Below are 23,356 nucleotides of genomic sequence, written 5' to 3' on the forward strand. Positions count from 1 at the left end.
CGTAATAGTTTTTAAATTAATACATTACAAAGTTGTCGATTTCTAAAGCGTTATTTCTTACAGGATTACGATTGAGCTTTTACAATATTGTAGAATGGGAATTTTGAAAGTTATATTTTTTTGTTTCACGCAGATTAAGCAGATTTTGGCAGATTTTTTCTTTTGAAAATGAAAGCTTCTCGTTTTACGGTTTGCGTGAGGGATAGAAGTGGAAAGCCCACAGCCGTGAGGAACGAACAGGCGAGGACTTGTAACGGATAGCCCGGTTCGCCGCGGCGAAACACGCCCAAAATATGCTCATAAAAAAAACAGCTTAAAGTATAAAAGTGATGAAACTTTTGAACCTTAAGCCGTTTTAATAAAACTTAGAATATTGTTATGCAGTCAAAGCTTCTTTGATTCTGCGTAATGCTTCTTTTAAAATATCGTTGCTTGTTGCGTAAGAGAAACGAATACAGTTTGGATTTCCAAAAGCGTCTCCGGTTACTGTTGCTACGTTAGCTTCAGCTAAAAGATACATCGAAACGTCGTTTGCATCTTTAATTTCGTGTCCTTTTAAAGTTTTTCCGAAGAAAGAAGAAACGTCTGGGAATACGTAGAAAGCTCCTTCAGGAACGTTGATTTTTATTCCTGGGATTTCTTTTAATAATCCAACTACTAAATCTCTACGACCGTGGAAAGCCTGAACCATTTCGTTTAATACGCTTGGGTCAGCATCTACAGCTGTAATTGTCGCGCGTTGTGCCACAGAATTTGCTCCAGATGTTACTTGTCCTTGGATTTTTGTACATGCTTTTGCAATAAATTCAGGAGCTCCGATGTAACCAATTCTGTATCCTGTCATGGCAAATGCTTTTGCAACTCCGTTTACAGTGATTGTTTTTTCTAACATTCCCGGGATAGAACCGATACTGCAGAATGTTCCTGAGAAATTGATGTGCTCATAAATTTCATCGGCAACTACGTAAATATTTGGGTGTTTTTCCAACACTTTTGCCAATGCTGTTAATTCTTCTCTGCTGTAAACAGATCCGGATGGATTACATGGAGAAGAAAACCACATCATTTTTGTTTTTGGTGTGATGGCAGCTTCTAATTGTTCCGGAGTAATTTTGAAATCGGTTTCAACAGAAGTTGGAACTTCAACTGGAACTCCGCCGGAAAGTTTTACGATTTCGAAATAAGAAACCCAGTAAGGTGCTGGTAAAATAACTTCATCACCGTCGTTTAACATTACTTGTGCAATGTTGTATAATGATTGTTTTGCTCCTGTAGAAACTACAATTTGAGATGGTTTGTACTCTAAATCATTGTCTCTTTTGAATTTTCTGCAGATAGCTTCTTTTAAATCCTGATATCCGTCAACTGGAGAATAAGTGCTGTAATTATCGTCAATTGCTTTTTTAGCAGCTTCTTTAATAAAGTCAGGTGTATTGAAATCTGGCTCACCTAAACTTAAACTGATAATGTCTTTTCCTTGTGCTTTTAATTCTCTTGCCAAAGCGGCCATTGCTAATGTCTGCGAAGTCGCAAGGTTGTTGATTCTGTCCGAAAGAATATGATTCATTATAAAAATTTTGAATGTCCTTAATTTGCTGCGCCTATCAAGGAAGGTTATTATTAATAGATTTTTTTTAGTTTAAACGGATAATTCTGGCTTCATTCCTAAATCACGTAAATGCCTGAAGTGAGCAATAACAGCACTTCGCATTGTTTTGTATTCGTAATACGGCAAGTTGCATTCTTTTGCAGTTTCTTTGACAATTTTGGCAATTTTACCGTAGTGAATGTGACTAATATTTGGGAAAATATGATGTTCAATTTGATGATTTAACCCGCCTGTATACCAGTTTACAATGGCATTTTTTGGAGCGAAGTTAGTGGTAGTGTACAATTGGTGAATAGCCCAGGTATTGTCCATTTCGCCTAAATCGTTTGGAGTTGGATTTGTCGTGTGATCTACAACATGTGCTAACTGGAATACAATACTTAAGATTAACCCGGCAGTATAGTGCATTACAAAAAATCCAAGAAGTACTTTCCACCAAGTGATTCCGATTAAAATTGGTAAAACAATCCAGATAGAAACGTAGATGATTTTAGTAATAATTAATGTTGTCCAAAGAATTTTAGGATTCTTAGGTTCTCCATAAGATAATTTTCTCTTTAAATAATTTCTCATCTGCTTAAAATCGGTTGTTAATGCCCAATTGAAAGTCAATAAACCATATAAGAAGACAGAGTAATAATGTTGGAAACGATGAAAGCTGTACCATTGAGCATGTTCTGTAAAACGGATAATTCTTCCGGCATCTAAATCTTCATCGTGTCCGGGAATATTGGTATAGGTATGGTGTAATACATTATGCTGTACCTGCCAGTTGTAAACATTTCCGGCCAGAACATAGATGGTTCCGCCCATAAATTTATTGATCCAGCTTTTAGTAGAGTACGAGCCATGGTTTCCGTCGTGCATGACATTCATTCCAACACCGGCCATTCCAATGCCCATTACAATAGAAAGCAGCAGCATTAACCAAAAGGGCATATCGAGCGTAAGTATTAAAAAATACGGGGTAAGGAATACAGCAAAAAGAATAACTGCTTTTAAATGTAATTTCCAATTCCCGGTTTTTTGAATATTATTCTCTTTAAAGTAATTGTTTACCCGGGAGTTAAGCGTTCTGAAAAACTTCAGATTGTCTTGCCTTGCAAAAGTAGGAGCAGTGTTATTCATAATTATTTTAAATAGTTTTCAAAGGTAATTATTATAAATTTTCAATTTGCAAAATTGAGTTAAATATTTCAATCGTAAAGTAGTACTTTTGTTAAAAATTTACAGCAATGGATGAGATATTGAAATATTTTCCTGATTTGACTCCTCTTCAAATCGAACAATTTCAAAAATTAGACTTTTTATACCACGATTGGAACGAGAAAATTAATGTTATTTCCCGTAAAGACATTGATTCGTTGTATACAAAACATATTTTACATTCTTTAGGAATTGCTAAAGTGATGAAATTTGAACCGGGAGCAGCTGTTCTGGATGTTGGGACCGGAGGAGGTTTTCCGGGAATTCCGCTTGCAATTCTTTTTCCTGAAACCCGTTTTTATTTAATTGATGTTATTGCCAAAAAGATAAAAGTAGTTCAGGGAGTGGCTGATGCTCTGGAATTAAAGAATGTAAAAGCAGAACAAAAACGGGCTGAGCTGGTAAAAGGTGATTTCGATTTTATTGTAAGCCGGGCCGTGACCAATATGCCTGATTTTGTTTCCTGGATAAAAGATAAAATCAAAAAACAGCATAAACATACTTTGAAAAACGGAATTTTGTACTTAAAAGGCGGCGATTTAACCGAGGAACTTAAAGATTTTCCAAAAGCAGTATTGTATGATTTGGCAGATGTTTTTGAGGACGAGTTTTTCGAGACTAAAAAAGTAGTCCACCTTCCTTTAAAATTTAAAGTATAAAAACAAATAACCCGGAGACCATAAAATCTGCGGGTTATTTTTTGAATAAATAAAAACTATAAAAATTAAGAATGTAATGCGGTAAGTTTTAGAAACGGATTGGCCTGATAGTTTAAGTTGTCCATAAAACTATGGATCGCATTCTCGGACGCTTCATTAGTAGGATTGAATTCCGAATCAAAGAAAAAATCACGACACAATACAGGTTCGTTTGAAGAATCATATACAGCATCAATATTTATATCGGCACTATTGCTGTGGTACTGACAAGGGTATAAGTGAATTAACTCTGTAATAACTGAGTTGAACCATTGATCAAATACTTTCTTTTTTGGGGTAATATGGCGTGCCAGTAAAACCAGTCCGATAAGTTCGTTTTGTAAATAATAAGATCCTTTTCGGTATAGTGTGTCTACCATCAATACGTCCATGTGAGCTATCCATAGAGGGCCATTCACGCAGCCCGAAGCCGGAATTTCAAAATCGGTATCAAACAATAAAGGATTAGTTTGTTTTGGACTCTCTACAGAACACCAAAGGGCTTCAATTCTTTTTTGGGTATCATTAGTAACTTTTGTATATCCTGTGAAACGCCAGTAAACCCATTCGAGTAATGCAGCAGTCAGACCTACAGAGGCCTTGTGATTAATTTGCAGTAGTAAATTTTCTAAATCTTCATTCTCTCCATAAGGATCCAGTAACTCATTTATTTTCTTTTTGTTCCATTTAAAATTAATTGCATGGCCAATGCTTTTTGACTCTAAGATAATTTTAGGAACATTGTTTAAATTTCTCATAAGCTTAAATTGTTTAGTTATATTAATTGATTTTTATGAGGCAAATTTATTCTGATGTTTTTTTTTGAGATGGAACTAGAAGTCTTAAAAATGATAAAATATGTTTTTTTGAGTTTGTATTTGTCTGATAATTAAATACATAAGAAAAGTATTACAATTTTTTTTGAGATTATTTCTTAAAAGCGAATTGATTTTTTCTAAATTTAAAACAATGAATTATGTAAGAATTTATCTATATTAGAGTAATTGTTTTTTGGTCCTTTTTTAATGGTTTAATTTAAAAAATGCATAAGATGAATAAAACATTTTACACGATTATTTTAGTTTTGTTTTTGGTTTCCTGTGAAAAGAAACAACAGTTAAAAGAAGAACAGGAGCCTGAAGATTTGCATGAAAATGTAATGATTGAAACAGCTGCCAAATTAGTGCCTTTAAAAGAAAAGGTTTTAACGGCAGAAGAGCAAAAAGCCCTTACACCGGATTTAATAATTAAGAGCTTAAAAGATGGCAATAAACGTTATATGAACAATGATCTGACTTTAAGAGATCATTCGGCACTGGTTCGGGATGCAACAGAAGGACAGTTTCCAAAAGCAGTAGTGCTTTCCTGCCTCGACAGCCGGATTCCTGTAGAAGATGTTTTTGATAAGGGAATAGGGGATTTGTTTGTAGGAAGGGTTGCCGGTAATTTTGTTAACGAAGATCTGTTGGGAAGTATGGAATTTGGATGCAAAGTTTCGGGAGCTAAACTTATTTTAGTCTTGGGACATGAATCCTGCGGCGCTGTAAAATCAGCAATTGATAATGTCGAATTAGGGAATATAACAGCAATGCTTTCCAAAATAAAACCTGCAGTTGTAAAATCACAGGATTTTAAAGGAGATAAAACTTCTAAAAATGATGATTTTGTTGAGTATGTTGCGAAAACTAATGTGCTTGAAACGATCCGGAATATTAAAGCAGGGAGTCCTATTTTAAAAGAAATGGCTGATAAAGGTGAAATTAAAATAATTGGAGCCTATTATGATCTGCATTCAGGAGAGGTCATTTTTCTCTAATTGAAATAAAAATAAAAGGCGGAATTTCAAATTGAAATTCCGCCTTTTTATTCTCAAATCTTCCCGATAACTATCGGGCTTAATTCTAAAATCGGATTAACCTAAGAAAGGATATCTGTAATCTTCCGGAGTTACAAAAGTTTCTTTGATCGTTCTTGGGGAAGCCCAGCGTAATAAGTTCAATGCAGAACCTGCTTTATCGTTTGTTCCTGAAGCTCTTGCTCCGCCAAACGGCTGCATTCCTACAACAGCTCCGGTTGGTTTATCATTAATATAGAAGTTACCAGCTGAGTTTTGTAATTTAGTGGTGGCTGCTTCAATAGCATAACGATCCTGGCTGAAAACGGCTCCTGTTAAAGCATATTCAGAAGTCGTATCAACTAATTCTAAAGTTTCTTCCCATTTAGCATCTTCATAAACATAAATCGTGATAACTGGTCCGAATAACTCCGTTTCCATTGTAGTATATTTTGGATTTGTAGTTACAATAACCGTTGGTTCAATAAAATATCCAACCGATTTATCGTAATTTCCTCCAACGATGATTTCAGCATCAGCATCTTTTTTAGCCTGGTCAATATAGCTGGCTAATTTGTCAAAAGAACCTTCGTGAATAACTGCAGTAATGAAGTTTCCGAAATCTTCCGGAGAACCCATTTTCATAGATTTTACATCAGCAATTAATTGCTCTTTTACAGCCGGCCATAAACTTTGCGGGATATAAGCTCTGGAAGCTGCAGAACATTTTTGTCCCTGGAATTCAAAAGCGCCGCGGGTAATTCCGGTAACTACCTGTTTTACGTTTGCACTTGGGTGTGCAATGATGAAATCTTTACCGCCAGTTTCTCCAACGATTCTTGGGTAAGTTTTATAGTTATGAATGTTTGCGCCAATTTTAGCCCAGATATCTTTAAATACGTGAGTTGAACCTGTAAAGTGAACACCAGCAAAATCACGGCTTGCTAAAACAGTATCCGTAATCATTAAAGCATCACCAAAAACTACGTTGATAACACCGTCCGGAACTCCGGCTTCTTTGAAAACATCGATGATTACTTTTGCAGAAAATACCTGGCTGTCACTTGGTTTCCAAACCACAACGTTACCCATCATAGCGGCACTTGCCGGAAGGTTGGCGGCAATAGCCGTAAAGTTAAAAGGAGTAATAGCATAAACAAAACCTTCTAATGGTCTGTATTCTACACGGTTCCAAACAGAAGAATCTGATTTTGGCTGATCGTTATAGATTTGAGTCATAAACTCAACATTGTATCTTAAGAAGTCGATTAATTCGCAGGAAGAATCGATCTCTGCCTGGTGAATATTTTTAGACTGACCAATCATTGTAGCAGCGTTGATACGGGCTCTGTATGGTCCGGCGATAAGTTCAGCAGCTTTTAAGAAAATAGCAGCACGCTGTTCCCATGCCATATTGGCCCATGCTTTTCTGGCTTCAAGTGCATTGGCGATAGCGCTTTCAATATGTTTTTTTTCAGCTAAATGATATTTTCCAACAATGTGTTGGTGATCATGCGGAGCTGTAATGTTTCTTGTATTTCCAGTTTTGATTTCTTCACTTCCAATATATAAAGGAACATCAATCTGAGCGTTCCACATGGTTGTGTAAGCTGCCTGAACAGCTGCTTTTTCTGGCGAATTCGGTGCGTAGCTTTTTACAGGCTCGTTTACCGCTTTTGGTACATGAAAGAATCCTTTTAACATGGGATAAATTATTTTAAAATTTACGAATTGTTTAATTTTTTACAAAAGTACAAATGATAATTTGATTATATCACAATACAATATTAAAAAGTTGTAATTTAACTTCTAAGAGCTGTGTTTTAAATACAGAGGATTATGGAAAATAACAGCTTATTCCGATAACGTCTGTTTCAGAAATGATATTTTCGACTGAATATGATTAGTAATATCTTCTTTCAGGTAAAAGACAGTTAGATTTTACCAGAAAAGCAGCAGTGATACAAACAGGTTTTAGTTTAATGCAAAAGGAGCACACATTCTAAAAGTAGGTACAATTACTTTGAATGTTTTGGTAGTGGTGAAATTAATCATATTAAAATGACCTTTCATGGCGCCATAAGGAGATGACAACAGGCAGCCAGAGCTGTAAGTGTGGTTTTCGCCTGGTTTTAAAACTGGTTTTTTGCCAATAACGCCTTCGCCGTCAACAACATCTAAGTCGTTTAAGGAATCATAAATTTCCCAGTGACGTGAAGTGAGCTGAACAGAATCTTTACTATGATTTTCAATTGTAACTACGTAACTAAAAGCAAAATGAATCTTGTAGTTCTTGAAGTAAGTTCCTTCAAAACTAGTTAAAACTGATATTTTTATGCCTCGAGTAATTTGAGAAACCATACTAACCTAGTAAATCTGTGTGTTAATGGTACAAAGCTACAAAAAAAAACTATGAAACCTAAAACCTTAACAATGTTTTAATTAACTATATTTATCGAGTTTGCACTGCCTTTTCCTATAACCTTCTGATAACGATCTGTATTTTCTTTATAATAAACTAATACAGTATACTCGTTTTCGGTCTGATAAAAATTGCCATCTATGGCATTTTCAAAATCGATATTTCCCTTTTTATCAGCCACCGTATATTGAAAATTAGTAAAACCCTGTTTGATCATTACGGCTTTTTCATAAACTCCTTTTTCAGAGTTATAGTCCATTTTGTATTCAGGTGAAAGGCTGTAATTGTTGAACATTCCGTTAATATAAATGTCTTTGTTCAGTCTGAAAGCGGGTGCCGAAAGTGTAAAATAAACCCAGGCGTAGTCTGCTTCAATGCTGTTGTCAGACCCGTTTATATTTTTTACTACGAAATTTCCGTTAACATCCTGATAATTGGTGTAAATCTGACTTCCTCTTGCCGCATTGGTGTAGAGATACGCATTGTAAATATCATTATTGGAACCAATTCGGCCTACATTATTACTGGCGGCACGGATGTCTTTGTTTTCAAAATATAAAAATTCATTTCCGGCCCAAAACTGTGTTTCACCGTCGTATTTATAAACAAGCTGATTCCCAATAGTGTATTGCGGCGAAATGTTTTTAATAGCCGTATTAAAATTTCCGTTCTGCAGTAAAACTACTTTTACGTTCTGTGTTGGAGTCTGAAACGTGATATCATTAGAAGCGATCGTAAAATCCAGATTTTGTTTATAGTCAATATTACTGAGGTTTCGGGTGCGTTTTACCTGAGCAGCGACCGTACAGCGTTCTTCATACACTATAAATTTTCGGGATAAAACGACTTCTTTATCTTCGTTTAAAATTTTTAGAATATAATTTCCGGAAAGTCTGATTTGTGTCGTAAACTGGTTAGGGAACGGAAGGCGGTAATGCGAATAAACCTGAAGAGTGTTAAAAGAATTCGAATAATCTACGATTCTCTGTCCGTCAAAACCTCTTAAATAATCGGTTTTCGGGATATCCGAAGGTTTCCAGTTGTAGTCGCAATGTGTGATTTCGAAATAGTAATTTGCTTCATTGCCAAATAAATCATCAAACTGAAACTCAAAAGTAGAATTGAGTTCAAATATCGGAACCACATTATTACTGTTCTGAACAAACGTTACAGTTTTGATATTGTAAGGAGGGTCGATTTCTTTTTCCTGGGCTTTTGCCAGAGTCAAAACAAAAAGGAAAACTAAGCTTGTATATAAAAATTTCGGCATCTTAATTACGTTGTAAAGTTGTAAATATAAGAATTTTATTAAACGTAATAAGATGCCGGTTTATTGGTTTTTGTTAAGAATTTAAAATGTACTCCAGATTAGCTTCGATTTCGTCGTTGATATAACTTTCTTCTAAAAGCGAATCCGACAGCAGTTTTTTGTTTTCCTGTAGTTTGATAATTTTTTCCTCAACCGTATTTTTAGAAATAAAGCGAACCACATTTACTTTGTTTAATTGTCCAATTCTATGCGCTCGCCCAACTCCCTGTTTCTCTGCAAAAGGATTCCACCACGGATCTAAGAATAGTACATAAGAAGCTTTGGTAATATTTAAACCAACGCCTCCTGCTTTCAGCGAAATGAAAAACAACAATGGTTCTTCTTTTTCCTGAAATAGTTTTACTTGTTGTTCTCTTTTTGCTGCAGGAGTTTCTCCGGTAATTTCACAATATTGTATTTTGTTTTCTTTGCACCAGTCTGTGTAGAATCCAAGATTGGTAACAAATGAACTGAAAATAATAACCTTTTGTTTTTCGTGAACCAAAGTTTCGAGATAATTGGTAACCGCAATATATTTTCCGGAATCAATTTCCGATTCCTGATCGACCATTTTAGGGTGATTACTTAATTGTCTCAGTTTCATCAGCGTATTAATAATGCTGATTTTATCCGGACTGGATCCATCTGTTTTCAGTAAAAAGTTGCGGGCTTTCGATTTCTCTTTTTCGTATAATTTTTCCTGTTCAGGATCCATTTCGCAATAATAAATCTGCTCAGATAATTCAGGTAAATCTTTTAAAACCTGTTCTTTGGTTCTTCGTAAAATATAAGGCTGAACCAGCGTTTTTAATTCTGATAAAATAGTTTCATCCTGTCTTTTTTCAATTGGCGTTTTAAAATTGTCCATGAAGAATTTATAATTACCCAGGATATCAGGATTTATAAACTGCATCTGCGACCATAAATCGTCAAGCGAGTTTTCGATCGGAGTACCGCTTAATGCGATTTTATGAGCCGTACTGATTTTATTAATCGCTTTGAAAATCTTAGAATCTTTATTTTTTATGTATTGACTTTCGTCTAAAATCAAATATCTAAAATCGTATTTTTCTAAAACAGCAATATCACGGTGAACAATACTGTAACTCGTAAAAATCAAATCTGTTGTCGCTAGTCTGCTGGCTAATTGTTTTCGGTCATTACCCACATACTGCATTTTCGAGAAATGCGGAGTGAATTTCAACGATTCATTATACCAGTTAAAAACCAGTGAAGAAGGCAAAACAATCAATGTTTTGAGCGGTTCTCTCTCGATTGTAGTTTCGTTGGAGAACAAATCAAAATTGGTGGTTTTGGTTGTGAAACCCAATTGTTCCTGTACCGCAACCAAAACAGCCAAAGTCTGCAATGTTTTTCCAAGTCCCATGTCGTCTGCCAGACAAGCCCCTAAATTCGAATTGAAGTGCCCCAAAAGCCATTGAACGCCTTCAATTTGGTACGGTCTTAAAGTTGCTTTCAGTAAATCTGAAGCTTTGTATTCGGCTTTATGAGTTACATCGTCTTTAATTTCCGGAATGGCATCCAGGGCAGTAAAATTGCTTTTACGCAAAAGAAGATTTCCATTTTCTGTTCTGGCCAATTTTGCCAGCGAACTGTATTTGCTAAACCATTCTAACGGAATCAGGAAATAGTTTCCGTCAGGCAATTGGAAAAGTCTTTCTTTGCTTTTTATGTTTGGAATAATTTCGCTGAAATTAATTTTATAGGTTCCAACCGTAATGATGATTTTAATATCAAACCAATCTCCGGCAGTTTCTTTTGAAGCGGAAACAATATGATTTTCAGTGATAATTTCTTTGCTTTCGGCTTTCAGATTTTCAATTGTGAAACCTGAGCTTTCCAGCTCTTCTTTGTGATCAATAATAAATTGGATATTGATGTAAGGATCTGGGTTTTCAGTTTCAGAGTCCAGTCCGTAAAATTCATTTTTGATTATGGTTAAACCAAGTTTAGCTAATTTGTCAGTATAAAAACTTTCCTCAGAACTTCTTTTAAACTGAATTATTTTAGGCTGATTGGCAATGCTGAAATCAACAAACGAATGTGTTTTTTTGGTTTTGGAAGCATCAAAAGTATAGCCGTCATAATCAAAATAAAGGTTAAGATAGTAACAGTTTTTAAAGAAATCATGAACCGGCTGAATCGTGCAGGAAATAATTTTATCACGGCTTTCGACCTCAAAACCGGTTGATTCGATATCTATTTTTTTTGCTATTTCAGGAATAAAACTTTTGAAATAATCATCGACTAATTTTGACGGAATTTCAATTGATTTTTTCTTTAAAAAAGGCATCAGCTTCTTAGCGTTAAGGGCTGTTAACTGTCCTAATTTTTTATTGATAATTAACCAGCCCGGTTCATCTAAAAGAATATCCGCTTTTTTATCCATAGGTAAAAAGGCTGTTTCGTTTTCTTTTAGAGAAAGGGTATAGGTAATTCCCTCGTCGTGTTTGTCGAATTGAATCTGAGGTTCAAAATAAAGCGGACTCACATCAACTCTGGAACGGTAAAAATCTTTTTCGGGTCCGAGGTTTAATGATAACGGAAATTGTTCTTTTACAATTAAATCGTAAAAGGAACCGAGGTGGAATTTTAAATGCTGACGAATTGCAAAATCAATTTTGGAATCTTTTTGTAAATCGGCAATCGTCTTAGCCGATTTGATTTTGGCGCTGAATTTTTTAAATATAAATTCAGGTTTTAAAGATTCGCAGGCAGTCAGTATTTTTTTTGAATTAGAATCCAGATTATCGTAAACAATCCCGAAGCTCTGCATTACGCCGGGAGTTGCTTTTTTGTCCAGATATTTAATTTCATCAGTATGCTCAACAATGTAGGCGGTTGGAATATAAGTGCTGAGGTTTTTTTCTAAACTAATGTCAAAGCAAAATTGAAAAGATTTTGTAGTTTCCAAGGTTTGAGACGGGGTTTGGTTAGGCTTATAAAAATTAAAAAGTTTTCAAATTATTGCTATTTTGAAAACTTTTTAAATGAACTTGTATCAGTATAAAGTAAAACGGTCTAGTTTTCGGGTTTAAAACAAAGCGGAATAATTTCGCCTTTTGCTAAACAATATTTTTCAACCAATTCCGGTGCTATTTTATTGGTATAATCTTCTTCGATTACGATAAAACCAATGCTTCTTAATTTGTTAAAATAATCGCGTCCATAAATACGAACGTGGTCGTACTGGCCAAATATTCTGGCACGTTCTTTCTGATCGGTAATCGAATCATCTGCAAAAGTAACTTCTCTGTTTAAATCCTGAGGAATTTGCAGAATCGCCATTCCGCCTGGTTTGAGGACACGGAATAATTCCTGCATGGCTTTGGTGTCATCCGGAATATGTTCTAAAACGTGATTGCATAAAATCACATCATACTCGTTGTCTTTAAAAGGCAGGTTGCAGATATCTGCTTTTACATCGGCCAAAGGCGAGAATAAATCGGTTGTGGTATAATCCAGATTTTTCTGCTTGCGGAATAGTTTATAAAAAGCCTGTTCCGGAGCAAAATGCAATACTTTTTTCGGTGCTGTAAAAAAATCAGTCTGATCGTTTAAATACAGCCAGAGTAAACGGTGTCTTTCTAATGAAAGTGTACTTGGCGAAAGCACATTATTACGCTGTTTTCCGTATCCGTAAGGCAGAAACGATCTGAAACTTTTCCCGTCGATAGGGTCGGTAAATTTATTTCCTCTCAAAGAGAAAGCTAAAATAGGACGCGCCACATAACTCAAGCGAATTAATAATGGACGCGGGATTGTATTAAGTACGAGTTTAAAAAGTTTCTTCATGGGGCTATTTCGCAAAGTTACACAAAGGAGACACAGAGCTTCACAAAGTGTTTATAAATCTTTTTATGTTATTTTTTAATATTTTTGAATCAAAGTTTATTAGTAATCCCAAAGGATAATTCCCAAGTTTCAGATAAGTTAATATTTGCGCAAAGTGTACATCTGTAAAAGCCTCAACAGTTTTTAATTCAATTACTATTTTATTTTCAATAAGTAAATCAATTCTGTATCCATGATCCAGTTTTATGTCTTTATAAATTATCGGAAGAGCTTTTTGTTTTTCAACGGTTAAACCAGAATTCACAAGTTCATAATAGAGACATTCCTGATAAGCTGATTCTAACAAACCAGGGCCAAGTTGTCTGTGAACTTCAATGGCTAAACCAATAATTTTATACGAAATAGCATCTAGTTCACTTTGAGATAATACATTTTCAGAGTACATTTTTAAAAGGCATATAAAAATAAATTTTGTGAATCTTGGCGGATATCTCTGCGAATCTCTGTGGAATAACTACAGTACTAACGGCACTTTTCTAAACTCGTCTTCTTCATTGCTTTCAATTCCTAAAGCTTTGTAGATGTATTGGAAAGTCGACAATAATTCCGGTTTTCCATCAATCAGTGCTACATCATGTTCGAAATGGGCGCTGGCTTTTCCGTCGGCTGTAGTGATCGTCCAGCCGTCTTTGTGCTGTTTGATATTTTTTGTTCCAAGGTTAATCATAGGTTCGATAGCGACTACCATTCCTTCTACGAAAAGTTTTCCGCGTCCGCGTTTTCCGTAGTTTGGCATTTCCGGTTCTTCGTGCATTTTTTGTCCTACACCATGGCCTACTAATTCACGAACCACTCCGTAACCGTGGGCTTCTGTATATTTCTGAATCGCATTTCCAACATCTTCCACACGATTTCCGGCTTTAAATTCTCGGATTCCCACATAAAGGGATTCTTTTGTTACCTGTAAAAGTTTTTTAACTTCCGGAGCTACTTCTCCAATTTCAAAACTGTAAGCATGATCTCCGTGGTATCCATTTTTAAAAGCACCGCAGTCAACAGAGATAACGTCACCGCTTTGTAAAGGTGTATTGTTTGGAATTCCGTGAACTACCTGAGAATTCGGACTCATACAAAGTGAATTCGGGAAACCGTACAATCCTAAGAAACTTGGAACGGCACCGTGGTCACGAATGAATTCTTCGGCTAATTTATCTAGATATAATGTAGTAACTCCTTCTTTTATTTCAGAAGCAATCATTCCTAATGTTTTCGATACGATTAAGGCGCTTTCACGCATTAATTCGATTTCTTCTCTCGTTTTTTGGATGATCATATTTTTCAGATTTTCAGTTGGCAAAAGTACAATTTTTAATTAAAATTTTTCGCCACGAATTCACGAATTATCTCAAAACAAAATTTTTAAAAAAGGATATTGCATAAAGGAATGAATTAATTTTTAAAGAAAATTCGTGAATTTGAGGCTATTTAAAGAGGAAGAATGAAGGACGATTTCGGAAAAAAAACTTAAATTAGTAATAAAAACGTATGTAATTATGGAAACTATTACAGATCAGGATATAGCAAAAGTAAAGGCTTTAAAGAAAATGAAGCGATTTGCTTTATCGCTTTTAGGTATTGCAGTCTTACTTTTTATCATAGCCATTTATTTTAAAATTCCGATGCTTCAGGCTTTTAGTGAAGCAGCCATGGTGGGGGGAATTGCCGATTGGTTTGCGGTTGTAGCTTTGTTTCGTCATCCGCTTGGAATTCCGATTTGGCATACGGCCATTATTCCGACCAAGAAAAATGAAATTGGCGAAAATCTGGGAAATTTTGTTTCAGAAGAATTTCTGAACCGTGAAAAAATGGAGATTAAGCTGGATGAATTCAATTTTGCCACTAAAGCTTCAGACTGGCTTTCGCAGCAAGAAAATGCAGATAAAATTGCAAATGTTGTTGCAGTCAATATCATTCCCGGAATCTTACGTACTATAAAAGACGAAGATGTTAAACGATTTATTCAGGTTCAGTTTAAAGAAAAACTGGAAGGAATAAATTTTGGAAATTGGTTCGCACTGGCATTAGAACCTTTGCAAAAAGGCAATTTGAAAAACGAAATGCTCACGAATCTCCTCGAAGTGATGAGTACTGAATTAACCAATAACAAAGATTTAATCAGACAGAAAGTGAAAGCTTCAACGCCTTTATTAAGTTTTGGACTTGCCGATAAAAGCATCACGGAAGGAGTATTTAACGGACTGCAGGATTTTTTGAATGAAGCCAAAAAACCGGAAAGTGCTGTGAGATTAAAAATTGATGAGTATATTTTTAATTTCCTGGAAAAGGTCAAAAACTCTGAAGAAATGAGGGTTAAAATCAATGATATGATTTTAGGTTTCGCTGGCAAAAAAGAAGTTCAGGATTATATAAACGGAATTTGGGATGAAATCAAACATTCAATCACAAATGATTTAGATAAAGGAGAAGAATCATCCATAAAAAATAGTGTTTCAGGCTTGATTCAGACTTTTGGAAATGGTATCAAAGAAGATCCTGTAATGATTGATAAGATCAATAATTTCATCAAAAATGATCTGCTGTCTGTTCTTTTGAATAACAAAAAAGTAATAGGTGATTTAATCTCGTCAACCGTAAAATCATGGGATGGAAAAGAAGTTTCTGAGAAACTGGAACTGGAAATTGGAAAAGACCTTCAATATATTAGAATAAACGGAACTTTAGTTGGCGGTGTTATCGGGCTTATTATTTACGGAGTTGAACAATTGTATCATTTTGTTTTTTAAACCATATAAGTTATGTAAGAAAATGTAAGCTTTCATTTTGCTGTAAAACAGTTCTCGCAAAGACACAGAAGCACAAAGTTTATTTTTCTTTGGGACTTAGCGTCTTTGCGAGATTTTTTTAAGTTCAGTTTAAATGAACTTATATTACTTATATGGTTTGCAAAAATTTACAAAAGCGAATGACAAGTCATCGCATTTGGCTGCTGTACGCCCATCAATTCTAAAATTGTTGGAGCAATGTCGCCTAAAACCCCATCCTGAATACTTTTCAGTTGCTTGTCAACCAAAATAATCGGCACCGGGTTTGTGGTGTGTGCTGTATTTGGAGAACCATCAGGATTGATCATGGTTTCGCAGTTTCCGTGGTCGGCAATTACGATTGTAGTGTAATCGTTAGCAAGAGCAGCATCGATTACTTTTTTCGCGCAAGCGTCAACGGCTTCACAGGCTTTAATGGCAGCTTCCATAATTCCGGTATGTCCAACCATATCCCCGTTAGCAAAGTTTAAACAAACGAAATCAACTTCTCCTTTATTTAATTCCGGAACAAGGGCATCGGCCAGTTCGTAAGCGCTCATTTCAGGCTGTAAATCGTAAGTGGCCACTTTTGGAGAGTTTCTTAAGATTCTTTCTTCGCCTTCAAAAGGAGTTTCTCTACCTCCTGAGAAGAAGAAAGTTACGTGCGGGTATTTTTCAGTCTCCGCAATTCTGATTTGTTTTTTACCTGCTTTTTCTAAAACTTCCCCCAGCGTTTCGGTGATATTATCTTTATTGTAAACTACTTTTACATTTTGATAAGTTTCATCGTAGTTGGTCAGGGTTACATAATACAGGTTTAGTTTATGCATGTTTTGTTCGTGGAAATCCTGCTGAGAAAGCGCTTCAGTAAGTTCACGTCCTCTGTCTGTTCTAAAGTTAAAGAAGATCACAACGTCGCCTTCTACAATAGTGGCAAGAGGTTTTCCGTTGGCATCTGTCATAACAACAGGCTCGATAAATTCGTCTGTAACATCTTTTTCATAGCTTTCCAGAACGCTTGAAACGGCATTTGTTGATGGAGTTCCAACACCGTTTACTACAAGGTCATAAGCCAGTTTTACGCGTTCCCATCTTTTATCACGATCCATGGCATAGTAACGGCCAACAATAGAAGCGATTTTTACAGGAGTATCTTTAATATAATCTTCAAGATCATGAATGTATTTTGCTCCCGATTTTGGATCAACGTCACGTCCGTCTGTAAAAGCATGAACATACACCTGATCTAAACCGTATTCCTGAGAAGCATCGATTAAGCCGCGCAGGTGAGAGGTGTGAGAGTGAACCCCTCCGTCAGAAACTAATCCTAGAAAGTGTACTTTTTTATTATTGTCTTTAGCATAAGTAAAAGCATCGATTAATACCTGTTCTTTAGCCAGTGTTTTGTGCGCTACCGCTAAATTAATTTTTGCTAAATCCTGATATACAATTCTTCCGGCACCAAGGTTCATGTGCCCCACTTCACTATTTCCCATCTGGCCTTCAGGCAGACCAACGTTTAAACCGTCAGTACGAAGCTGTGCGCTTGGGTAATTTTTGTAAAGGCTGTTTATAAATGGAACATTTGCATTGTCTATTGCAGATACTTTAGGGTCAGGAGATTTTCCCCAACCGTCTAAAATCATAAGGATAACTTTTTTGTTCATTACATTTTGTTTTCTACAAAGATAAGTCATTTCTAAACTTTGGAGGAAACGCAATGTTACATTTATATTTAATAAAATGAAGCGTGAAAAAAAATATTAATTTAATTACAGAAGTCTTTATTTTTTAAAATTTATTCACGCTAAGCTCTTTTTCTAACCTTGTTTTTGACGGCATTATAGTCTATAAAATATTTGACGCTAATTGAAAAAATGTGTTTTAAAGCGTCATTGTTTAATAAGCCGGTTACGTTGTTTTTAAAATCTTTATCTATAATACGTTCAAAGTTAGAGGCATTGTTTCGGTAAAGGGCAGAAAGCTGGCTTCCGGGAGCAAACCACCAGGAGTACGATAAATCGGCATTCCAGGAATAGAAGCTTGAATTTTTGTTTTCAGTATATTGAGGGTACGGATCCAGAGTGCCATCAGTATCCAGCTGTAAAATGTTTTTGTTTTCTGCTGAAGACCAGTATTGGCGTACCGCCAGATTTAAAGTCATGGCACTATTAATGGCATATTTCCCTGCTAATGTATTGGCGTAGGTAATCACATCACGATTAGCGAACACAATAGTTTCAGGAGTCGCTTCATTATCATCGTCGTCATAACTGTCGATATACCCTTTGTTATTATTTCTTTTAAGAAAACTAAACGTATAAGTAAGTAAGAGTTTGTCGTTAAAACGATATCTCGGTCCGACATCTACACCATAAGCCGCTCGTCCCGGCTCGTCGGCAACAGATATTGACGGATTTAAATCTAAAGCAAATTTATGATTGTAGTTAGTTGATAAACTGGCCCAGATATCTATTTTTCTGGGGATTATTACATATCTGTTGTCTGTTCTTGGTTCGTAATAATCATAAGATTCTAAAGGGAAAACAGTAATTCCCATACCGTAATAATTGTTTTTTACTGTTGTCAGGTTCACATTTGCATTAATGTTATTGTCCTGTATTTTTCCGGAATCTTTATTGAATTCGATATAGTTGTTAAGATTTATTCTAAAACTATTAAAAAGCCTGGTAGGGTTCAGGATCCTGTAATTAACGTTGTTGAAAAAGTTATAATAATTGGTATAAAAATTAATCCCCAGATCATTAGGATTGAAATCTTTGGTTACAAAATCAGAACCAAAACTATAACGGTATTTTCCGCTGGTTTCGGCAAAACCTATTGTAGCATACATTCCTTTTTTGTCCTCTTCGGCATTTATAGTGCTGTATTTTACATTTCCGGATAAATTATAAGTATTGGCTTTGGTATTTAAATCCCAGACTAAACCGGTTACGTTAGCATCCCGGTAATGCCCGTTTCGGGTAACATTAGTATTGATAAAAGTAACCGATGAATTTTTACGGAAACGCTGGTCCAGTACCAGTACATTATAATTGGTAAGCGGTTCAACAACTACTCTTCTGGTTTCTCCTGTAAGGGTATCTTTTATAGTGGCAAAAGTTTTCTCTGTAACAGCATTTAAAATTCCAACTCCTAAACCATTTCTGGTTCTTCCGGATAATTTTAAAGCATTAATTAAATTGACATTCTGAACCTGCTCTGTTATTTCTTCGTTTTCATTTAATTCCGGTTCTACCGAAGGTTTTCCTCCAATTCTTCGGGAATAAAACATTTTTCCTTTATTAAACAAATCTGTTCCTTCTGTAAAAAAAGGTCTGTTTTCATTAAACTGCTGTTCAAAAGGTCCCAGATTTAGAATCTGATCGTCGTATTTGGTTTGTCCAAAATCAGGAATCAAAATAGCATCAACCGTAAAAGCATCGTTGATTCCGTATTTAATATCCATACCGCCTTTTGCGGTTCCGTATGTTTTTTGTCCTTCTGCCGCATTCAGATAATAAGAGGCATACGGCATAAAAAATAAACGGGTAGGAGGTTTGATATTTTCAATTCCTTCCAGAATTCCGGCCTGCTGGGTAAAGGTTCCTACTTTTGCATCTACAAAGTTCCAGGTATATTTATAGCGGGTACGTTTGATTTCTCTAAAGAAATTAATGCCCCAGATTTGTTTGTTTTCCGGAGAGAAGCGAAGGGCAGAATAAGGAATTTTCATTTCAACAACCCATCCGTCTGCGGTTATGGAAGCCCGGCTCAGCCAGACAGCATCCCAGGAATAATCTTCGCCCGCTGCATCCGTCATAACACAGTCTGCCTGAACATCGGCAGCCGAAACATAAAACATGAAATCCTGCTGTCCGTCATTGAAGCCATTGATAAAAACACCAAAAAGATCGGCAGTTCCAAAATTATCCCGCTGTGAAATTTCTTTTAAAATTTTATCAGGTTCGTCATCATACAGGACAGCGCCAATATATACGGCATCATTATCGTATAAAATTCTGACTGTGGTTTTTTTAGCTTCTTCGACTGCTTTTCCGTTATCGGGTTCAAATGTTATAAAGTCAGCCGCTGCCGGTGCATTTTCCCAGGCACTTTCATCCAGTTTTCCGTCAATAGCAATATTTTGCGAGACAGATTTTGCCTGCAGTGCTTTTTTTTGGCCAAAACTCCAAAAAGCAGATAAAAGAAGACTAATAAAAACTAGTTTTTTCATGCCGATTCAAAAAAGAAATAAGATATTAAATGGTTTTCAGTTGGATTAATAGACTGATTTTTATATCAAAAGTTACAGTTTGAAGCACCAAAAATAATTTTTAATTGTGTTTTTATTAAGAAATCAATATAAAATGTTTAGAGTTTTAGGGTAAGTATTTATCTTACATAAATAACATTTTTATGTTAATAATGTTAAATTTTCAACAAAAAGAGCCTGATTTTCAGCGTTGTATTTTGAGAAGAATGAAAAATTTATACTTTTGCCATACCCAAATTTATTATTAACCTAAAGAAATTCAATGATTTACAAAATTTATCCGCTGTTTGTGTTTTTATTATTGTCTTTTGGTAAAGATTCAAAAAACACCTCCGAATTAAAGGCTGCAAAAACAAAGAGTATTGCAAAAGTCGAAACAAACCTTTCTGTAGATGCTAAAATTGAGAATGTTTATAATGCATTAGATTCTAATAATTATAAACTTCCGGAGCTTAAAACTTTTACCGAAGCTCTAAAAGGATTTTACCTGTTGAAAGAGAGAGGGATTATTCAAAAAAACATTTTGACTTTAATTGATTTCAGTCTTTCGTCAAACACCAAACGTCTTTGGGTGATTGATATGAATACTAATAAAGTTTTATTTAATTCTCTGGTTGCACATGGCAGAAATACCGGAGAAGAATTTGCAACAGCATTTTCCAACTTAAATTCTTCTTTTAAAAGCAGCTTAGGTTTTTATGCGACCGGCGAAATTTATCAGGGGAAACACGGTGCTTCACTACGTTTAGACGGTTTGGAAAGAGGTTTAAACGATAATGCACGTGAAAGAGGAGTAGTAATGCATGGAGCCGATTATGTTTCTGAAGCTTTTATCAGAGATCATAAAAGATTAGGAAGAAGTCAGGGATGTCCTGCTGTTCCGGTTGAACTGACAGATGATATTATAGAAACGATTAAAGATAAATCGTGTTTATTTATCTATCATCCGTCAAGAAGTTTTACGATGGAGCAAAAATTAATTTCTTAATTTACTGTACAAATCCGCATCAAGATTATAAATATCAGCTCTGAAAATGAGCTGATTTTTTTTGCTCCAGGCGGTCCAGTACCATTGATACAGAGCGTATTTTTTGGTAATTTTAAAGCTCATGGTTTTTTTAGATGCGATTATGGTATCTATTTTTTCTTTGGAAAACCTGTCCGGATCATCTAAAATATGTTCTGCCAGTTCCAGCGGATTTTCAACACGAACACATCCTGAACTTAAGGAACGATTGTTTCGCACAAAGTAATTTCGGTGGTTGGTATCATGCAGGTAAACACTATGATGATTTGGAAACAGGATTTTTACTAATCCTAAAGAATTGTTGTAGCCCGGACTCTGGACATAGCGGTAATTGCCCGGTTTATTTTCGTTCCAGGCATGAGGATCTACGGCATTTCCGGAGGTGTCGTAAATTGTGATATTCTTTTTGGCCAGATAATTACGGTTGCGTTTCATGGCCGGAACAACATCTTCTTTCAGAATAGTGGGAGGAACAGTCCAGGTAGGGTTAAAAACAACAGTTTTTAAGGTTGAGGTTATGATTGGCGTTTTTCTTTTACTGGTTCCTACCACAACATTTCTTACCAGAGTGGTGTCCTGGTTTTCAACTACATGCAGGCTGTAATCCGGTATATTGATGATGAAATAATTCTCGGCTAAATCATTTGGGTACCATCTCCAGCGTTCTAGATTGGCAATGATCTGCTGTTTTCTTTTTTCTTTAGAGTAGTTTAAAGCACTGATAGTACCTATACCAATAACTCCGTCATCGGCTAAACCATGTCTGGCCTGAAAACTTTTAACCGCCTCAAATGTTTTCTGGTCGTATATATTGGTAAGGCTGTCTTTTCCTGAAAGGTCTTTCCAGTATAAAAGTTTCTTTTTAATGTTTACCAAAGCAGTATTGGTATCATTTAAAGTAATTTTCTTTACAGACTCGATATTTTCAATTTCCTCATCAGGAAACGAGTTGATTATTTCCAGTGATTTTAGTAATTGTTTGTATGTGAAAGATTTGGGTTGGATATTGTCAATTACGCTGTCCAGTTTGTTTTTGTTAAAAGCTTTTATCAGAACAGTGTTAACATCAAATGTTTTTTCATCCAGGTCCCAGTCTGTGTATAATTTTTTAGGATCCAGTTTTCCTTTGTATAAATGGTCCAGGTATTTTTCAAAATTATAAGTCAGCAGTATGTCATAAGTGGCCAGGTCAGAATCGTTTAATTTACTAATTCGGCTTTCAAATTTTTTAAGCTGCGAAGCTTTGTAATCTTCGGGATCTAACCCAAGTTCCTCTGATTTTTCTAATTGAGACAATACATATTGTCTTTTTTTCAGGTTTCCCCAAACCGTTTTATTTTCAGAAGCGTTATAAAACTGTTTAAGGGTTTCACTTTTAAAAGTACTTAATAAGGCGGTGTCGATTTCTACTTTTCTTTCGTCAGTAAGGATAATTTCAGGTGCTTTTTTAATAACAACTTTAGGTGTTTTTGGTTCTTCTTTTTTACAACTAACAAAACTGCATATTACTAAAAAAAAGTAAAGTTTTTTCATTATTATAATTTTTTAAACATTAGGTAATGTTCGCCAACGTCTTTAATATTAAATGATTCTCCGATAGTTTGATAATTCAGTTTTTTATAAAACCCAACTGCAGCGGTTCTGGCGTTGAACCAAATTAAGCTGGTGTTTTTTTCTTTACAATAATCTTCGCAATGTTTTACAAGCGCTTCGCCATAGCCTTTTTTCTGATCTTTTTCCAAAATAGCCATGCCGCGAATCTGTGCCTGATTTTTTTCGGCAAATATAATGTTGCTTTGAGTGAATAACGAAATAATTCCTGTTAAATTTTCATCGTTAAATAAGCCAAAATGATGAGTGGTCTCCAGATCGTCTCCCTCAAAGATGCAGCTTTCGACTGGTTTTCCTTTTCGAAGAACTGGCTGACGGACACTATACGTTTCTTGGGATGGGATTTCTTTAATAATTGTCATATTTTTTTAAAAATAATTGTTTTTATAACGTTTTAATTTTAAATGCGTTATAATAAAATGTTGTTTTTATTTAATTTTTTTTGCCAAAAAGCTTGTTTTGAACTTAACTTTCTTTTTATATTTGCACCAGCAATGCGAAAGTAGCTCAGTTGGTAGAGCTCCAGCCTTCCAAGCTGGTTGTCGCGAGTTCGAGCCTCGTCTTTCGCTCTAAAACCAAAACATAATTGTTTTAGTTTTTTTAGCAAACTTAAATAAATTTTTGATTTTTGTTTTGTAAAATGAATAAATTGTTTATCTTTGCGCCCTGTTAATGCGAAAGTAGCTCAGTTGGTAGAGCTCCAGCCTTCCAAGCTGGTTGTCGCGA

Annotated in this window: 18 protein-coding genes and 1 tRNA gene; 5 read left to right on the forward strand and 14 right to left on the reverse strand. The window is 35.3% G+C overall.

All coding sequences use genetic code 11. The features are described from left to right. Nucleotides 1–376: 376 nt before the first annotated feature. Together ACODST_RS17805 and ACODST_RS17810 are read right to left on the reverse strand one after the other, a co-directional pair. Nucleotides 377–1,567, reverse strand: coding sequence for a pyridoxal phosphate-dependent aminotransferase (locus ACODST_RS17805; RefSeq protein ID WP_488933449.1), 1,191 nt, complete (start codon nt 1,565–1,567; stop codon nt 377–379). 72 nt (nt 1,568–1,639) lie between these two features. After that, nucleotides 1,640–2,737 (reverse strand): fatty acid desaturase family protein, encoded by a 1,098-nt coding sequence (locus ACODST_RS17810; RefSeq protein WP_488933450.1) that lies wholly within the window; start codon nt 2,735–2,737, stop codon nt 1,640–1,642. 107 nt (nt 2,738–2,844) lie between these two features. Between ACODST_RS17810 and rsmG the strand changes: the two genes are divergently transcribed. After that, complete coding sequence (gene rsmG / locus ACODST_RS17815; RefSeq protein WP_488933451.1) at nt 2,845–3,474, forward strand: 16S rRNA (guanine(527)-N(7))-methyltransferase RsmG; 630 nt, start codon at nt 2,845–2,847, stop codon at nt 3,472–3,474. 65 nt (nt 3,475–3,539) lie between these two features. Here rsmG and ACODST_RS17820 read toward each other — a convergent pair whose 3' ends face one another. Beyond that, a complete protein-coding gene (locus ACODST_RS17820; protein ID WP_488933452.1) occupies nt 3,540–4,271 on the reverse strand; it encodes a hypothetical protein in 732 nt (243 codons plus the stop codon). Nucleotides 4,272–4,564: 293 nt separating this feature from the next. Here ACODST_RS17820 and ACODST_RS17825 point away from each other — a divergent pair, with 293 nt between their 5' ends. Continuing rightward, nucleotides 4,565–5,329 carry a carbonic anhydrase family protein gene (locus ACODST_RS17825; protein ID WP_488933453.1) on the forward strand — a complete coding sequence of 255 codons (765 nt, stop codon included), beginning with the start codon at nt 4,565–4,567 and terminating at the stop codon, nt 5,327–5,329. A gap of 96 nt (nt 5,330–5,425) precedes the next feature. Here ACODST_RS17825 and pruA read toward each other — a convergent pair whose 3' ends face one another. The 7 genes from pruA to map all read right to left on the reverse strand — a co-directional run bounded on the left by pruA (nt 5,426) and on the right by map (nt 14,227). Further along, entirely contained in the window at nt 5,426–7,051 is a 1,626-nt protein-coding gene (gene pruA / locus ACODST_RS17830; RefSeq protein WP_488933454.1) for an L-glutamate gamma-semialdehyde dehydrogenase, read from the reverse strand. A 270-nt stretch (nt 7,052–7,321) separates the two neighbouring features. Further along, nucleotides 7,322–7,708: a Co2+/Mg2+ efflux protein ApaG gene (gene apaG / locus ACODST_RS17835; RefSeq protein ID WP_281235229.1), complete on the reverse strand. Its 387-nt coding sequence runs from the start codon at nt 7,706–7,708 to the stop codon at nt 7,322–7,324. A gap of 77 nt (nt 7,709–7,785) precedes the next feature. Further along, nucleotides 7,786–9,039, reverse strand: coding sequence for a type IX secretion system plug protein (locus ACODST_RS17840; RefSeq protein ID WP_488933455.1), 1,254 nt, complete (start codon nt 9,037–9,039; stop codon nt 7,786–7,788). 73 nt (nt 9,040–9,112) lie between these two features. Continuing rightward, nucleotides 9,113–12,013, reverse strand: a complete 2,901-nt coding sequence (locus ACODST_RS17845) for a DEAD/DEAH box helicase (RefSeq protein ID WP_488933456.1) — start codon at nt 12,011–12,013, stop codon at nt 9,113–9,115. Nucleotides 12,014–12,120: 107 nt separating this feature from the next. After that, nucleotides 12,121–12,894 carry a class I SAM-dependent methyltransferase gene (locus ACODST_RS17850; protein WP_488933457.1) on the reverse strand — a complete coding sequence of 258 codons (774 nt, stop codon included), beginning with the start codon at nt 12,892–12,894 and terminating at the stop codon, nt 12,121–12,123. Between the two features lie 40 nt (nt 12,895–12,934). Beyond that, nucleotides 12,935–13,339 (reverse strand): GxxExxY protein, encoded by a 405-nt coding sequence (locus tag ACODST_RS17855; protein WP_488933458.1) that lies wholly within the window; start codon nt 13,337–13,339, stop codon nt 12,935–12,937. 69 nt (nt 13,340–13,408) lie between these two features. Further along, a complete protein-coding gene (map, locus tag ACODST_RS17860) occupies nt 13,409–14,227 on the reverse strand; it encodes a type I methionyl aminopeptidase (protein WP_345143321.1) in 819 nt (272 codons plus the stop codon). Between the two features lie 220 nt (nt 14,228–14,447). Between map and ACODST_RS17865 the strand changes: the two genes are divergently transcribed. Then, nucleotides 14,448–15,698 (forward strand): DUF445 domain-containing protein, encoded by a 1,251-nt coding sequence (locus ACODST_RS17865; RefSeq protein WP_488933459.1) that lies wholly within the window; start codon nt 14,448–14,450, stop codon nt 15,696–15,698. Between the two features lie 167 nt (nt 15,699–15,865). Here ACODST_RS17865 and gpmI read toward each other — a convergent pair whose 3' ends face one another. Both gpmI and ACODST_RS17875 read right to left on the reverse strand, forming a co-directional pair. Beyond that, nucleotides 15,866–17,383, reverse strand: coding sequence for a 2,3-bisphosphoglycerate-independent phosphoglycerate mutase (gene gpmI / locus ACODST_RS17870; RefSeq protein ID WP_488933460.1), 1,518 nt, complete (start codon nt 17,381–17,383; stop codon nt 15,866–15,868). A gap of 140 nt (nt 17,384–17,523) precedes the next feature. Then, the gene (locus ACODST_RS17875) at nt 17,524–19,953 is read right to left on the reverse strand and encodes a DUF5916 domain-containing protein (protein WP_488933461.1); all 2,430 of its coding nucleotides are present in this window, start codon (nt 19,951–19,953) and stop codon (nt 17,524–17,526) included. Between the two features lie 301 nt (nt 19,954–20,254). Between ACODST_RS17875 and ACODST_RS17880 the strand changes: the two genes are divergently transcribed. Continuing rightward, nucleotides 20,255–20,980 carry a murein L,D-transpeptidase catalytic domain family protein gene (locus ACODST_RS17880; protein WP_488933462.1) on the forward strand — a complete coding sequence of 242 codons (726 nt, stop codon included), beginning with the start codon at nt 20,255–20,257 and terminating at the stop codon, nt 20,978–20,980. On the opposite strand, the gene ACODST_RS17885 is transcribed toward ACODST_RS17880, so the two are convergent. Next, on the reverse strand, nt 20,969–22,552 hold the full coding sequence (locus tag ACODST_RS17885) for a L,D-transpeptidase family protein (RefSeq protein ID WP_488933463.1): 1,584 nt from the start codon (nt 22,550–22,552) through the stop codon (nt 20,969–20,971). The genes ACODST_RS17880 and ACODST_RS17885 overlap by 12 nt on opposite strands. Nucleotides 22,553–22,554: 2 nt before the next feature. Further along, nucleotides 22,555–22,992 carry a GNAT family N-acetyltransferase gene (locus ACODST_RS17890; RefSeq protein ID WP_488933464.1) on the reverse strand — a complete coding sequence of 146 codons (438 nt, stop codon included), beginning with the start codon at nt 22,990–22,992 and terminating at the stop codon, nt 22,555–22,557. Between the two features lie 134 nt (nt 22,993–23,126). On the opposite strand from ACODST_RS17890, the gene ACODST_RS17895 reads away from it, so the two are divergent. Further along, a tRNA-Gly gene (locus tag ACODST_RS17895) sits at nt 23,127–23,199 on the forward strand. Nucleotides 23,200–23,356 lie beyond the last annotated feature (157 nt).

It is taken from the genome of Flavobacterium sp. FG19, from assembly GCF_057809475.1.